Here is a 13,063-nt window from a genome sequence, read left to right as displayed (position 1 = left end):
CCTTATGGTACAAGGCTTTTGTAGGGGTGCAGCAGCTGCCCTGTTTGAGTGGTTCAAAATCCGCTACCATGCACATGGCGCATATGAATGGCGCCGAAAAAACAGAGTGGAGGCGATATCATTGCAGAACGAAATGATACTTCCAATTCGCGCGGCTCCTTATCGGCACCAGACCAAGGCGGCGGGATTCGCGCTGGAAAGGCTGACACAGGGCGGCGGGGCCACGCTCCTGATGGAAATGGGCACCGGCAAAACCTTGACATCCATCGCCATCACCGGCGCGCTGTGGAATGCCGGGCACACCCAGCGCCTGCTGATCGTTGCGCCGCTGTCTATCCTTGGCGTATGGGCAGACGAGTTCGCCAAATTCGCCGCCTTCGACTACGCGCTGACCGTGCTCGAAGGTACCACCGCCCGGAAAACCGATACCATCCGGCACATGAACGGCACTGCGCTCCAAGTCCTCGTGGTGAATTACGAATCCGCGTGGCGGCTTGAGGCAGAGTTGGGCCGGTGGAAACCCGACCTTATCATCGCGGACGAGGGGCACAAGATCAAGACCCACAACATCGCAGCCTCGAAGGCGCTGCACCGGCTGGGCGCAAAGGCGAAGTACCGCCTGCTCCTCACCGGCACCGTCATCACGAACAAGCCCGTGGACGTATTCAGCCAGTACAAATTCGCTGACCCGCGCGTGTACGGCCCGAGCTTCTACCTGTTCCGCAACCGCTACTTCGACATGACCGGCTACGGAAACCACACCCCGGTCATGAAGCGGTCGATGGAGCCGGAGTTCACGGAGCGCCTGCACTCCATCGCGTACCGGGCGACGAAGGCGGAATGCCTCGACCTGCCCGACACCACGGACATCGTGCAGCGCGTGGAGCTGGAGCCTGCCGCCATGCGAATCTACCGCCAACTCGTCAAGGACAGCTATGCGGAACTGGCTGGCGACACCGTGACCGCGACCAACGTGCTGACGAGGCTTCTGCGGCTGTCGCAACTCACAGGTGGGTTCCTCGGCGGCGACGAAACCTCGGCCACCGAGCAGGTATCCTCCGCCAAGCTAGAGGCGCTTTCGGATATCCTCGACAGCGCTGAGCAGGATGGCAAAAAGCTCGTGGTCATCGCACGATTCATCCCGGAGATCCACGCCATCGGCAAGCTGCTGACCAAGAAGGGCATCCGGTACGCGCAAATCTCCGGTGAGATCAAGGACCGAGATGCGCAGGTGGCGGCCTTTCAGAATGATCCGAATGTCACAGTGTTCGTCGGCCAGATTGCCACGGCAGGCCTCGGCATCACGCTTACCGCCGCCAGCACCATGGTGTTCTACTCCCTCGACTACTCCATGTCGAACTACGAACAGACCCGCGCGCGCATCCACCGCGTCGGGCAGCACCGGCCCTGCACCTACATTCACCTGGTCGCCAGGGATACGGTGGACGAAAAGGTGCTCCGGGCGCTCCATGACAAGGCCAATCTCGCAAAAGCGCTCGTGGACGACTACCGCGCCGGACGAAATCCATTTAACCCATAAACAGGAGGACAAGATCATGACCGAAAGAGCAACGAACCAGACCATCCGCCTGCTCCCCGTGGGAGTCCTTCAAGTGGGCGGCTACCAGCGCCCGACCAGCACCGCCCAGGTCGAGAAGATTGCCGCTCACTTCGACGAGGCGAAGCTCGGACTCCCCATCGTCAGCGAGCGCGGCGGTAAATACCACTTGCTCGACGGCGCGCACCGCGTGGCCGCCCTCCGGAAGATCGGGTACACCCATGCCATGTGCAACGTGCTCACCGGGCTCACCTACCAGGACGAGGCAGACTACTTCCGTACCCAGAACCAGAACACCCGGCCGCTCACCAAGTACAGCCTGTTCAAGGCGGGCCTAGAGGCCGGTGACGAGTTGTGCGTCCAGATCGACCGGATCACCCGCGCCAATGGGTTCACGGTTGGGATGTCGGCCCGGGGCTTCAACAACATTCCCGCGATCTTCGCGCTGACGACCATCTGCACGGTCTACGGGGTTCAGACGCTCGACGAGACGCTGAAACTGCTGCGTGCCACCTGGGAGGGCATCAACGACGTGACCCGCCGCGAGTTCCTCGTGGGCACAGCGGAGTTCGTACATCGGTTTGGCCCCGCGCAGTTCGCAGAGCGGATGCGCTTCAAGAGCATCGCGGAGATCTGGCAGGATTTCCTTGCCGAGGCGGGCCACTCGAACCGAACCTCGTCCGACCCGGCCATGCGCAAGGGGTTCTGCCGCGTGCTGGTCCGGCACTACAACAAGGGGCTTGTCGCGAACAGCAGGAAGCGGCTCAAAATGGAGGGCTGATCATGCGAATCGAGATTGAAAGCATCAAGGTCGCGGCGCGCATCCGAAAGCAGACCACAAAGATTGAGGAGCTCGCGGCGGACATTCAGAAAAACGGTCTGATCAACCCCATCACCGTGATGACGGTTGACGGTGGCTACCAGCTGCTCGCGGGGCTTCGCAGACTGCGTGCGGCGCAGTCGCTCGGCTGGACGGAAATCGAGGCGACGGTCGCCGCACCCAGGGACGCCGAGGCCGCGCTGTTCATCGAACACAGCGAGAACGAGCAGCGCGAGGCGTTCACCTTCTCCGAAAAGATGGACTACGCCCGGCTGATCGCAGAGATCGAGAAGGCCAAGGCAAAAGAGCGCATGCTTGCCGGGAAGAAGGAGCCTGACCCTGTGGTCGGACGGCCACAGGGTTCCCAGAAGGGCAGAACCCGCGATAAGATTGGCCCGAAAATCGGTCTCAGCGCGAAACAGTACGACCGCGCAAAGTATGTGGCCGACCATGGATCGCAGGCGGTGATCGACGAACTGGATCACGGCCGGCAGACCATATTTGGTGCCTACAAAGAGCTTCGATCTGCAAAGCCCCGGCCGCAATCGGAAACCGCTTCCGACGAATTTGCGCCTGCGCCCGCCCGCGAAACGGATCTGGATCGCGCGATCCGCGCCGAGCGCGAGCTCGACGCCTATAAGTACCGCCAGCACAACGAGATCTACCACCGGGACAGCATCATCGAAAGCCTCAAAAACCGAGTTTCCGAGTTGGAGGCGGCGCTCGAGGCGGCGCACAATCGGATTCGAGAACTGGAGGGAGTCATACATGGAACAAGAGCATCTCTTTGATCTGGCCGACGGGCTGAAAGCCCTGCGCGACCGGAAGGACGCGCTGGAGGCCGAGCTGAAGCAGGTCAATATGGACATCGACAACGTGGACTGGCACCTCTCCACGGTGATGATGGAAACCGAGACGCAGAATTTTACCCGCGCGGGCACCATGTTCTGCCTGACCACCAAGATACGCGCCTCTGCCACGGAGGGCATGAAGGACGAGCTGTTCGGCGCGCTCCGCGCCGAGGGCTTCGGCGACCTGATCTACGAAACCGTCAACGCAAATTCGCTCTCGGCCTTCGTAAAGGAGCAGATTTCCGAGAACGACGATTCGCTCCCCTCATGGCTGGACGGCCTCGTGAACGTATTCGAGAAAACGACTGTGGGCGTGCGAAAAGCGCGCTGAACAAAGAAAGGTAGGATTTCGGCATGAGCAAGAACGAGCTTAGAATCACCAATAGCTACACCTCCCTGGAGAATTTTAATCTGGCCGACGCGCTGTTCGAGGAAATGGTCGGCATGAACATCACCTTCGACCGGGTGACGATCCCCGCCGCCGGCGGCACCGTGTTCGAGGTGCCCGGCGCGCTGCCCGGCGAAACCGATACGGTGAAGGAGTTCACCGGTGTGATCCTGTTCCACCACCCGCTGTTCACCTACTACCGCGAAAAGTATGTGGGCGGCAGCAATCCCCCGGATTGCGGCAGCTACGACGGCGTGACCGGCGTCGGCGACCCCGGCGGGGTTTGCGCACGATGCCCTCTCAACCAGTTCGGCAGCGGCGAGAACGGCGGCAAAGCCTGCAAGAACAAGCGCCGTATCTTCATCCTGCGCGAAGGCGAGATGATTCCCTTGGTGCTGACGCTGCCCACCGGTTCCATGAAGGAGTTTAGCGTGTACATCAAGCGGCTGCTGGGCAAGGGTCGGAAATCCTGCTCCGTGGTGACGCGCTTCTCACTCAAGAAGGCGGTCAACGCGGGCGGCATCGCCTACTCGCAGGCACAGTTCGCTGTGGATCGTCCGCTGACCGACGCGGAGCTGCCGTTGATCCTTTCGATGGCCGAGCAGGTGAAGCAGTTCGCCACGCGCGTCGGGTATGAGGACGAAGCTGCCCCGGTGGAGGCCATCGACCCCGAAACCGGCGAGATCATGGACGCGGAGCCCGCGCCCCGTCCCTTGCGCTGAACAAAAGCGCTGGAGGGTGGGCCTCCTCCCATCCTCCGGTAATCCGAAAGGAGTGTTACCGACTGAGTTACCGAATGGAAACCGACCTGCGGGCCATTGAAGATTATCTTCAAGGCGCGCCGGTCGTGGCCTTCGACTTTGAAACCTCGCCATTACTGCAATACCGGGAAGACAACCGCGCCGCGCTGGATGCGCACCGCGCCTGCATCGTAGGCATCTCGCTCTCGGTGGCTCCAGGCAGCGCCATCTATGTTCCCTTGAAGCATGCCGGCGGTGGTAACGCCGACCCGGACGAGGTGATCCCCTTCCTGCAGGATGCGCTCTGGATGAATTCCACCGTCATGAAGGTGGCGCACAACCTCGCTTTCGAGAGCATGTTCCTGTATGCCCTCGGCATCATCCTCCAGCCGCCGTGCTACGACACCATTGCCGCCGCGCAGCTTACTTTGAAGAACACCTTTGAATTTCGCGGCCTTTCCGACAGTGGTCTCAAGAAGCTGGTGCCGGAATTGCTGGGCGACGAGCTGCCTTCCTTCGAGGATGTGACGGAGGGCCGGTTCTTCGACGAGATGGATTCCCACGACCCGGAAACTATCCGCTACGCCTGCGCCGACGCCGATTATGCGCTCCGGCTGTATCGTCGGTTCAATCAATGGTTCGATGCCTTCCTCCCCAGGCACCGTTTCATCGTGGAGCAGGTGGAATCGCCCACGGCTGTCTATTGCGGCCTGATGAAGTACAACGGCCTGCTGATGGATGAGGAAGCAATGATCCGCAAACAGGGCGAGTGCGCTGCCCGGCTCATTGACCTGCAGGCCAAAATCCACAGCCTAATCGGCGACGTTGACATTGGCGCGAATGCGGGGACTCAGGCGTTCAAGGATTACCTGTTCAAAGACCTCGGCCTGCCGGTTCTGAAAACGACGGGGAAGAACGCCGAGGCCGCCGACGATCAGGTGATGGTGATGCTCGCGGAATGGTGCGTGGAGAACCGCCCGGAGTTTGTGCCTCTGTTCGAGCTGGTTCAGGCATACCGCAAGTGGTCGAAGCTCAAAACGACCTACATCGACGGGTATCTGCGCTTTGTCAACCCGGCAACCGGGCGCATTCATCCCGATCTCATGCCGCTGGCCACCGAGACAGGCAGGTTTGCTGCGCGGAACCCCAACATGCAGAATTGCCCGCGCAAGACCAACGACCCGGTAGGCATCCGCTCCTTCATCGTCGCGCCCGAAGGTCATGTGCTGGTGTCCTGCGACTTTTCACAAATTGAGCTGCGCGTCGGCGCGTTCTATTGCCGGGACGAAAAGATGCTGGAAACCTACCGCACCGACGGAGACATCCATGCGCAGACCACCGGCGTCATCTTTGGCATCCCTTACGCGCAGGCCGTGGACAAGGGCGCGCTCGACTATAAAGAGCGCCGGACGATTGCCAAAAACGTCAACTTCGGCGTCTTCTACGGCCTGTTCGCGCGCGGCCTCCAGCGCACGCTGAAATTCAAGGCGGGGCTGGCGGCGACGCTGGAGGATTGCGAGGGCGTCATCCGCAACCTCAAGGCTGGGTATCCAGCGCTGGCCCGCTGGCAGGAGCAGGCGAAGAAAGCTGCCACCATCCGCCAATACTCGCAGACCTTCCTGGGCCGGCGGCGCTATCTGCCCGGCATCCGGTCCCAGGATTGGGGAAAGAAAAGCTACGCCGAGCGCTGCGCGCTGAATACCCCGATCCAGGGCACCGCCGCCGACATCCTCAAGCTGGCACTGGCCGCCATCATCGCCGGGCTACCGGAGCGCCCGTGGCTGAAACCGCTGCTCCAAATCCACGACGAGTTGGTGTTTGAATTGCCCGCCGACCGGCTTCATGAGGCGGTGGCGTTCATCCGCTCGCGCATGGAGGCGCAACCCTTCCTGGAATTCGACGTGCCGATCGTGGCCGAGACCGCCTGCGGGCCGGACTTTGGGCACATGGCGGAGATGGAGTGACCATGGACAACGAACTCATGAAAAACGCTTCGGGGTACGTCGATCCCACGGCCTGCGAGGCGCTGGAAAACATCATCCGCGGGGAACGCGCCAAGTGCCTCGGCTACATGCCGCTTACCTACATCTGCTCGCCGTATGCGGGGGACGTTGAGCAAAATGTTCGGAATGCCCGGCGCTAGTGCGCCTTTGCCCTGACGCAGAGAGCGCTGCCCGTCGCACCGCATCTGCTGTTCCCCCAATTCATGGACGGAGGCCGTCTGCCGGGCGAGGAAACCGAGGAGACCCGCGAGCTGGCGCTGCACATGGGCCTGATCCTGCTCTGCCATTGCCGGGAGGTGTGGTATTTCGGGGATACCCTCAGCGAGGGCATGAAGCGGGAACTGAACCGCGCGCGCCATCGCAACATGGTTGTACGCCATTTCACCGATGATTGCAAGGAGGTGCCGGTATGAAGCCGCTGAATATCCCCGTGGAAGAGTTCCTCCGACCTTCTTCGACCCCATCGACAAAATCTGCCTGCGCGTGTTTGCCGATCGAAAGGAAGGCGTCGTGTTCAAGGGCATGAAGCTGGAAACGACGCTCGCCCAGATGGGCGCCATGGTTCCCATGCTGAAGGAGCAAAACGCGCTCATGCGCGGCATCTACTTCGTGGTCAATGCGGGCGGGCACGAGGACGCGGACATCATCCGCGTCAACGCGCAGTTCATGGAGTGCGACGATATTCCGCTGGAGGAACAGTGGGCGCGGATCGAGGCGTTTCCGCTGGAACCGTCCATCATCGTCAAAACACGGAAGTCCCTGCACACCTACTGGCTTCTGCACGACGCCGATGTGGCCGCGTTCCGTCGCGTGCAGAAGCGCCTGGCCGCACAGTTCGGCGGCGACCGCACCTGTGTCAATGAAAGCCGGGTGCTCCGGCTTCCGGGCTTCAACCATTGCAAGCTGGAGCCGGTCATGGTCGACTGCGTCAAGTTCAACCCGGAACTGCGCTACACTCAAGCTGAGCTGGAAGCCGTACTGCCCGAGATCGAGGTGGAAATGCCGCTGCGCCTCGCCGATTCTGCGCTGCATGGCACCAGAAAGGGTTTGGCACTGGTCCGCCGCCGCTGCCAATTCATCCGCCATTGCGCGGAAAACGCCGCCACGCTGTCCGAAGCGGACTGGTATGCCATGATCACCAACCTTGCGGTGTTCGAGGACGGCGAGCAAGCCATCCATGCGTTGTCTGCCGGCTATCCCGGATACAAAGCCGGGGAAACGCAGGAGAAAATCCAGCACTTTCTTGAGTCCGGCACCCGGCCCATGACTTGCAGGACCATCGCTGAAAAGGGCTTTGTCTGCTCGCACCTGCAGGATGGCACCTGCGCCTGCAAGGCGCCGGCCGCCATGTGCTATCAGCCTCTGGACCTGGAGACGCTCCGGACGCTGCTCCTGGAGATCCCGACGACGGGCAAGACGGTCGAGGATGCCTTGGCGGCCCAGCGTTTCGTGCAGGACCACCTCTACAACGTGGATGCGCTAATGGCCGCAACCTTCCTGCAATATGAGCTGCGCCCGCATTTCGGCCTGAAAGCCATGGATATAAAGCCGCTGGAGGGGCTGCAGAAGGAACTGTACCGCGCCTGGAAAAATGCCAAGGACACCAAGCGCGAAAGCGCGGGCGATGAACTGCCGGACTGGTATGAGCCAACGGAGAAGGGCGGGCTGCGTTTTCTGCCCGGCGTGCTGGCCAATCATCTGGCTGGAGACGTGAACGCGTTCTATGGCGCGGGCAGCTATTACGGTTATGACGGCGGCGTCTATCACGCCTATGAGGATCTGTGGGCCTCAGCCAAGGCGCGGGGATTCATGATCACCCGCTCCGCGACGCTGAACGCCATCAACGACGTGGTCGGCCAGTGGCGCATGCTGATCCGCAAGCCCGTCCGGGAGATCAACAGCAACCCGTTCATCATCAACGCGCGCAACGGCCTGTACAACGTGCTCGACGGTTCCTTCAAGCCCCACACGCCGAAATATTACTCCACAGTGCAACTAGGTGCGACCTACGACGAGGACGCTGTCTGCCCGCAGTTCCACGCCTTCCTGCATAGCGTGCTCGGAGAACCTGAGATCGAGTTGATGCAGGAGATTTTCGGATATCTCCTGATCCCTATCAACAAGGCGCAAAAGTCCTTCGTGTTCGTCGGTGCCCCGAACGCGGGCAAGTCCACGCTGCTGGCGGTGGCCCAGGAAATCCTGCTGGGCAGCGAAAACGTCAGCAACATCGCGTGGCAGAGCCTCGGCGACCGCTTCAACAAGGCGGAGTTGTTCGGGAAGCTGGCCAATATCTTCGCAGACCTGCCCTCGAAAGCCATTGACGACAACGGGCTATTCAAGGCGCTGACCGGCGAGGATTACATCACGGCCGAACGCAAGAACAAGGATCCGTTCTCCTTCAAGCCCTACGCGCGGTTCCTGTTCTCCTGCAACGAAATCCCACGCAATTACGGCGACCGGAGCGAGGGGTTTTACCGAAGGCTCGTGATCATCCGGTTCGATCACTCCGTGCCCAAGGCGCGACGCGACCCGAACCTTCTGGACAAGTTGGCAGCGGAGCGCGATGGCCTTCTCATGTGGGCGCTGGGCGGGCTGCGCCGCCTGATCGCGCGGAACTATGAGTTCTCGGAAACTGAGGCGACCCGTGCAGAGCTGCAGCGTTACCGGATCGACAGCAACAGCGTGCTCTCCTTCGCGGACGAATACTGCGAAGAAGCCACGAATGGCTACGTTGTGCGGTCGGAGCTGTATCATCGCTACCGGGAGTACTGCATCGAAACCGGGCTCAAGCCGCTATCCGAGAAGGCGTTCATCCGCGACCTTGCCACCGCGTTTCCCAGCGCCACGGAATCGCGCGATCCAATTTCCAAGCGCCGGGCCTGGAAAGGCATCCAATTCCATGAGGAAGGGAGACCGCAGGCGTAGCGGATGACCACGAAAACCACGAAAACCACGTGATCTCGATTTCTTCTATATATACTAAAATAAAGAAATATATAGAGAAAAGAGAGATAATATAAGGAACCACCAAACACGTGGTTTTCATGGTCTCCTGGCATGGATGATGATATGGCCGAGCGCGACATCGTGGCCGCGATCCTGCGGCTGCTCAAGAAAACGCCCTGCTGCTATGCGTGGAAAGAGCACGGCGGCATGTATGGAGTCGCAGGCACCCCGGACATCATTGCCTGCATTAACGGGAGGTTCGTGGCCTTCGAGGTCAAGACCCCAGGCGGAAGGGGCACCGCCCCCGGCAAATTGACAAAGCTTCAAGAGATCACGATACAAAAAATCAGGAATGCAAGAGGACAAGCCTTCAAAGTCACCTCGGCGGCGGAGGTCGCCGCGATACTCAAACAAATGGAGGTTGAGCCTTATGAATAGAGCCACAGGCGGTGAAATGACCGCCAAGGAATACCTCTCCCAAGCGTACCGGATCGACCAGCGCATCAACGCAAAGCTGGAGCAGGTGATGGCCCTCCGGGAGTTGGCGACCAAAGCCACCGGCACGCTTTCCGACATGCCGCGCGCGGATTCCCCGAACGTCTGCCGCATGGAGGACATTATCCTCAAGATCGTGGAATCTGAAAGCGAGATCAACGCCGAGATCGACAGGCTCATTGACCTCAAACGGGAAATGCGGGCCGTGATCGGCGCGGTGGAACAGCCCGAGCACCAGACCCTGTTGGAGCTGCGATACCTGTGCTTCAAGACTTGGGAGCAAATCGCGGTGGCGATGGCGTACAGTATCCAGCATACCTATCGGATGCACGATCAAGCCCTCCGCGCCGTGGCCGTTCCCCTTCTCGTTCCTCCACATGAGAGGAAATGTGATTGTATGGGAGCCGCCAATGTGCTCTCGTACATGGTGGAGGATTGAACGGATGGGGTATCACGACGCACTCCGGGACGGCATCCGCATGAGCGGGCCGAACAGACCGAGCGGCTACTACCCGCGCTGCCAGTTCTGCGGACGGGAGTTCTTCGCCATGAATTACCGCTCCGACATCCGCTACACCTGCGACCGATGCAAGCCCCTCAAGAAGCTCCTTCTGGCGACTGGGTTGTTCGGCTCCTCCAAGGATGAGAGGAAATGTGATTGAATGAGAGCCGCCAATGTGCTCTTATGAAAACTGACCAAACAGATCAAGAGGCCCTTGCGGGAAACCGCAGGGGCTTTCCGTATGGAGGACGCTATGCCCAAGAGGCCCCGCCATCCCTGCGGCTACCCCGGTTGTCCGGCGCTGACCGACCGTCAGTATTGCCCGGAGCACCGGAAGTTGGTGTCCTCCCATTACAACCGCTACGAGCGCGACCCGGCTTCCAAGAAGCGCTACGGGTACCGGTGGCAGAAGATTCGCGCGCGATTCCTTTCGGCGCACCCGTTGTGCGCGGAATGCCTGGCGCACAGAAGAGCGACGCCCGCGTCGGAGGTGCACCACATCCTGCCGCTCCCTCGCGGCGGGACGCATGACGAGGAGAACCTCATGGCGCTGTGCAAGCCTTGCCACTCGGGCATCTCCGCCCGCGACGGCGACCGCTGGGGACACCGGTAGGGGGCATTACATCTCTACCACTTTACCGTGCCGAAGCGGGCCGCCCTGTCGCGCGTGCATTTTGGAAATCAAAAATCAAAACCGAGGAGGCGACGTTCATGCCCAGCTTTGAGGAGTACATCACGGTGCGCGGCTGCGAGGGGTTCGTTGCGCCCCAGACGATCACCAACTATGTTCGATAGCCATCGCGCCTCGCCGGGATTTGTTTGTGGATACAGAACAAATCCCGGCGATTCCTTTCTCACCCCATGATGCCGATTATGATCCGAATACGATCTGAAAGCGAGTGGATACTGTGATCCGAGTGATCTATCATGTCACTGGTTCTCCGGATGGCAACAAAGGCGGGGAGGGAAAATCAGTGGCCATCGTTCACTTGAAGCTGGGCAAGATCACCAAACGCACCGACGGGCGATACCAGGCCGGATATCGTGATGTGGACGGCAAGCGGAAATTCATCACCTGCAACTCGAAGGAGCAAGTGCTCGAACGCTTCCAGGCGCTCCAGTTGGCGCAGGGCGGCAAGGTAGAACCTGAGAAAAAGAAAGGGCGGCCAAAAAGCGGAGCGCAGGCTCAATCTTCCGATAGAATCCCCCAGGCCACATCTCCAGACAAATACATGCCGCTGGCCGACTACATGTTGAACTGGCTGGAGAAGTTCAAAAAAGGCAAGATCAGGCCAAGCTCCTACGAACGCTACCAGTTCTGCCTCCAACTCCTCTGCAAGGACGAACTCGCCCAGATGGACATCCGGGCGATTCGGCTGGAGGATATCCAGGAGTACGTCAACCGCCTGGAGGACATGAGCGCGTCCACCATCAAGAAGCAAAAGCTGCTGCTCAGCCAGGTACTGGAGCACGCGATGCTGACTGAGGTGATTCAGCGCAACCCCGCGCAGGGCGTACAGATGCCGCCCATGGCCCACAACACCAAGGTGGTTCTCCCCTACGAAAAGGACGAACAGGAGAAACTAGCGGCCGCCTTTACCGAGGAAAAAAACGGACAGCTCCGCTTCCGCTGCGGATGGGGAGCCGTCCTTATCTTGGAGACAGGCTTGCGCGCGGGTGAGGCGCTGGCGCTGGAATGGGGAGATATCGACGAGGAGAAGCGCACGCTAAAGGTTACAAAAAACATGGTTCGGGTGAACGGGAAGAACACCGTCCAGCGCACCACCAAGACGGACTCGGGCAAGCGGACGATTCCCCTCAACGGCCGGGCTTTGGAGGCCATCCAGCACCTAAAAGCCCAGCAAGTGACGGGATGCCCCTATGTGTTCGCCACCCAGACCGGCAAGCACCTGAGCTACCGGAATCTGCTCGCCACCATGGAGAAGGCCTGCGAAGCGGCGGAGGTTGAGCACCGGGGCCTGCACGCACTCCGACACTCCTTCGCTTCGAATCTATACGCTCGGAGCGTAGAGGTCAAGGTCATCTCGAAGCTCCTCGGCCACGCCAGCGTGGAGATTACCTATAACCGATACATTCACTTCTTCGAGGGCGAAATCGACGACACCCTCCGGCAGGCCGTGGGGGTGTAGGCAGGGAGAGAAATGGCGGGCAACCTCGCAGGGGTGTATCGAGGCTGCCCGGTAATTGTGGAAAATCGAATGTGTGTTTCGAATAAATCCTTGTTTTGTGCGCTACGGCCTCAGCACAACCTTGATAACTTTGCCGCTTTCCGCCATTTGGAACGCTTCGGCCCACTCTTCGAGCAGATAGACGTGGCTGGCCACGCCTTGCGTCGGCAACTTCCCCGAAACAATCCCTTCGATGGTGGAGGGATAGCAGTACGGGCTGAGCTGGGAGCCGTAGATGACAATCTCCTTGGTGTCGCCGATGATCGACCAATCCACGGTCGCCGGCGCACTGAATACCGAGAACTCCACGAAGCGCCCACCCTTGCAGATCAGCTCCAGGCCCTGCCCGACCGAGCTGGGGTGCCCCGTGACTTCGATGTACACATCGCAGCCATAGCCGTCCGTTTGGTCCAGCACCCGCTAAATCGCATCGACCTTGCCGGGGTTCAGCACTTCGTCTGCGCCAAATTCCTCGGCCTTTTTCAAGCGTATGCCGTTCATGTCCAGCACGATCAGCTTCTTGGGATTGCGCATTTTGAGGCTCTAAACTATTCGTAGGGGTAAAGCCAGA

The 13,063-nt window shown here is 60.2% G+C and carries 15 protein-coding genes; 14 read left to right on the top strand and 1 reads right to left on the bottom strand.

Annotation, left to right across the window (positions count from 1 at the left end):
- Window positions 1-133 precede the first annotated feature (133 nt).
- The 14 genes from ACH6CV_RS01785 (at window position 134) to ACH6CV_RS01720 (ending at window position 12,453) form a co-directional block, all read left to right on the top strand.
- Entirely contained in the window at window positions 134-1,540 is a 1,407-nt protein-coding gene (locus tag ACH6CV_RS01785) for a DEAD/DEAH box helicase (RefSeq protein ID WP_456356559.1), read from the top strand.
- A gap of 16 nt (window positions 1,541-1,556) precedes the next feature.
- Entirely contained in the window at window positions 1,557-2,339 is a 783-nt protein-coding gene (locus tag ACH6CV_RS01780) for a DUF6551 family protein (protein WP_456356439.1), read from the top strand.
- Window positions 2,340-2,341: 2 nt separating this feature from the next.
- On the top strand, window positions 2,342-3,169 hold the full coding sequence (locus ACH6CV_RS01775; protein WP_456356438.1) for a ParB/RepB/Spo0J family partition protein: 828 nt from the start codon (window positions 2,342-2,344) through the stop codon (window positions 3,167-3,169).
- Entirely contained in the window at window positions 3,147-3,560 is a 414-nt protein-coding gene (locus ACH6CV_RS01770) for a gp33 family protein (protein ID WP_456356437.1), read from the top strand. The genes ACH6CV_RS01775 and ACH6CV_RS01770 overlap by 23 nt, the downstream gene beginning before the upstream one ends.
- Before the next feature lie 23 nt (window positions 3,561-3,583).
- Entirely contained in the window at window positions 3,584-4,339 is a 756-nt protein-coding gene (locus tag ACH6CV_RS01765; RefSeq protein ID WP_456356436.1) for a hypothetical protein, read from the top strand.
- Window positions 4,340-4,413: 74 nt separating this feature from the next.
- Complete coding sequence (locus ACH6CV_RS01760; RefSeq protein WP_456356435.1) at window positions 4,414-6,321, top strand: bifunctional 3'-5' exonuclease/DNA polymerase; 1,908 nt, start codon at window positions 4,414-4,416, stop codon at window positions 6,319-6,321.
- A gap of 2 nt (window positions 6,322-6,323) precedes the next feature.
- Window positions 6,324-6,500 (top strand): hypothetical protein, encoded by a 177-nt coding sequence (locus tag ACH6CV_RS01755; RefSeq protein ID WP_456356434.1) that lies wholly within the window; start codon window positions 6,324-6,326, stop codon window positions 6,498-6,500.
- A 12-nt stretch (window positions 6,501-6,512) separates the two neighbouring features.
- Complete coding sequence (locus ACH6CV_RS01750; protein ID WP_456356558.1) at window positions 6,513-6,773, top strand: DUF7768 domain-containing protein; 261 nt, start codon at window positions 6,513-6,515, stop codon at window positions 6,771-6,773.
- A gap of 97 nt (window positions 6,774-6,870) precedes the next feature.
- Window positions 6,871-9,285: a phage/plasmid primase, P4 family gene (locus tag ACH6CV_RS01745; protein ID WP_456356433.1), complete on the top strand. Its 2,415-nt coding sequence runs from the start codon at window positions 6,871-6,873 to the stop codon at window positions 9,283-9,285.
- A 144-nt stretch (window positions 9,286-9,429) separates the two neighbouring features.
- The gene (locus ACH6CV_RS01740) at window positions 9,430-9,744 is read left to right on the top strand and encodes a VRR-NUC domain-containing protein (protein ID WP_456356432.1); all 315 of its coding nucleotides are present in this window, start codon (window positions 9,430-9,432) and stop codon (window positions 9,742-9,744) included.
- Window positions 9,745-9,760: 16 nt separating this feature from the next.
- Window positions 9,761-10,240 (top strand): DUF1492 domain-containing protein, encoded by a 480-nt coding sequence (locus ACH6CV_RS01735; protein ID WP_456356557.1) that lies wholly within the window; start codon window positions 9,761-9,763, stop codon window positions 10,238-10,240.
- A gap of 4 nt (window positions 10,241-10,244) precedes the next feature.
- Window positions 10,245-10,463 carry a hypothetical protein gene (locus ACH6CV_RS01730; RefSeq protein WP_456356431.1) on the top strand — a complete coding sequence of 73 codons (219 nt, stop codon included), beginning with the start codon at window positions 10,245-10,247 and terminating at the stop codon, window positions 10,461-10,463.
- 93 nt (window positions 10,464-10,556) lie between these two features.
- Entirely contained in the window at window positions 10,557-10,916 is a 360-nt protein-coding gene (locus ACH6CV_RS01725) for an HNH endonuclease (protein ID WP_456356430.1), read from the top strand.
- Between the two features lie 361 nt (window positions 10,917-11,277).
- Window positions 11,278-12,453 carry a tyrosine-type recombinase/integrase gene (locus ACH6CV_RS01720; protein ID WP_456356429.1) on the top strand — a complete coding sequence of 392 codons (1,176 nt, stop codon included), beginning with the start codon at window positions 11,278-11,280 and terminating at the stop codon, window positions 12,451-12,453.
- Window positions 12,454-12,555: 102 nt separating this feature from the next.
- On the opposite strand, the gene ACH6CV_RS01715 is transcribed toward ACH6CV_RS01720, so the two are convergent.
- Window positions 12,556-12,909 carry a zinc-binding dehydrogenase gene (locus tag ACH6CV_RS01715; protein ID WP_456356428.1) on the bottom strand — a complete coding sequence of 118 codons (354 nt, stop codon included), beginning with the start codon at window positions 12,907-12,909 and terminating at the stop codon, window positions 12,556-12,558.
- Between the last annotated feature and the right edge of the window lie 154 nt (window positions 12,910-13,063).

This window comes from Anaerozeibacter quisquiliarum (assembly GCF_051162045.1).
Lineage (GTDB): Bacteria > Bacillota > Clostridia > Christensenellales > Aristaeellaceae > Anaerozeibacter > Anaerozeibacter quisquiliarum.
Note: the sequence above shows the minus strand (reverse complement) of the source record. Positions and strands in the feature narration are given on the sequence as shown.

What these genes read in the sequence shown, in the direction of transcription:
- ACH6CV_RS01785 (WP_456356559.1), top strand. Translation starts at nt 134, where the DNA reads ATGATACTTCCAATTCGCGCGGCTCCTTATCGGCACCAGACCAAGGCG.
- ACH6CV_RS01780 (WP_456356439.1), top strand. Translation starts at nt 1,557, where the DNA reads ATGACCGAAAGAGCAACGAACCAGACCATCCGCCTGCTCCCCGTGGGA.
- ACH6CV_RS01775 (WP_456356438.1), top strand. Translation starts at nt 2,342, where the DNA reads ATGCGAATCGAGATTGAAAGCATCAAGGTCGCGGCGCGCATCCGAAAG.
- ACH6CV_RS01770 (WP_456356437.1), top strand. Translation starts at nt 3,147, where the DNA reads ATGGAACAAGAGCATCTCTTTGATCTGGCCGACGGGCTGAAAGCCCTG.
- ACH6CV_RS01765 (WP_456356436.1), top strand. Translation starts at nt 3,584, where the DNA reads ATGAGCAAGAACGAGCTTAGAATCACCAATAGCTACACCTCCCTGGAG.
- ACH6CV_RS01760 (WP_456356435.1), top strand. Translation starts at nt 4,414, where the DNA reads ATGGAAACCGACCTGCGGGCCATTGAAGATTATCTTCAAGGCGCGCCG.
- ACH6CV_RS01755 (WP_456356434.1), top strand. Translation starts at nt 6,324, where the DNA reads ATGGACAACGAACTCATGAAAAACGCTTCGGGGTACGTCGATCCCACG.
- ACH6CV_RS01740 (WP_456356432.1), top strand. Translation starts at nt 9,430, where the DNA reads ATGGCCGAGCGCGACATCGTGGCCGCGATCCTGCGGCTGCTCAAGAAA.
- ACH6CV_RS01735 (WP_456356557.1), top strand. Translation starts at nt 9,761, where the DNA reads ATGACCGCCAAGGAATACCTCTCCCAAGCGTACCGGATCGACCAGCGC.
- ACH6CV_RS01730 (WP_456356431.1), top strand. Translation starts at nt 10,245, where the DNA reads ATGGGGTATCACGACGCACTCCGGGACGGCATCCGCATGAGCGGGCCG.
- ACH6CV_RS01725 (WP_456356430.1), top strand. Translation starts at nt 10,557, where the DNA reads ATGCCCAAGAGGCCCCGCCATCCCTGCGGCTACCCCGGTTGTCCGGCG.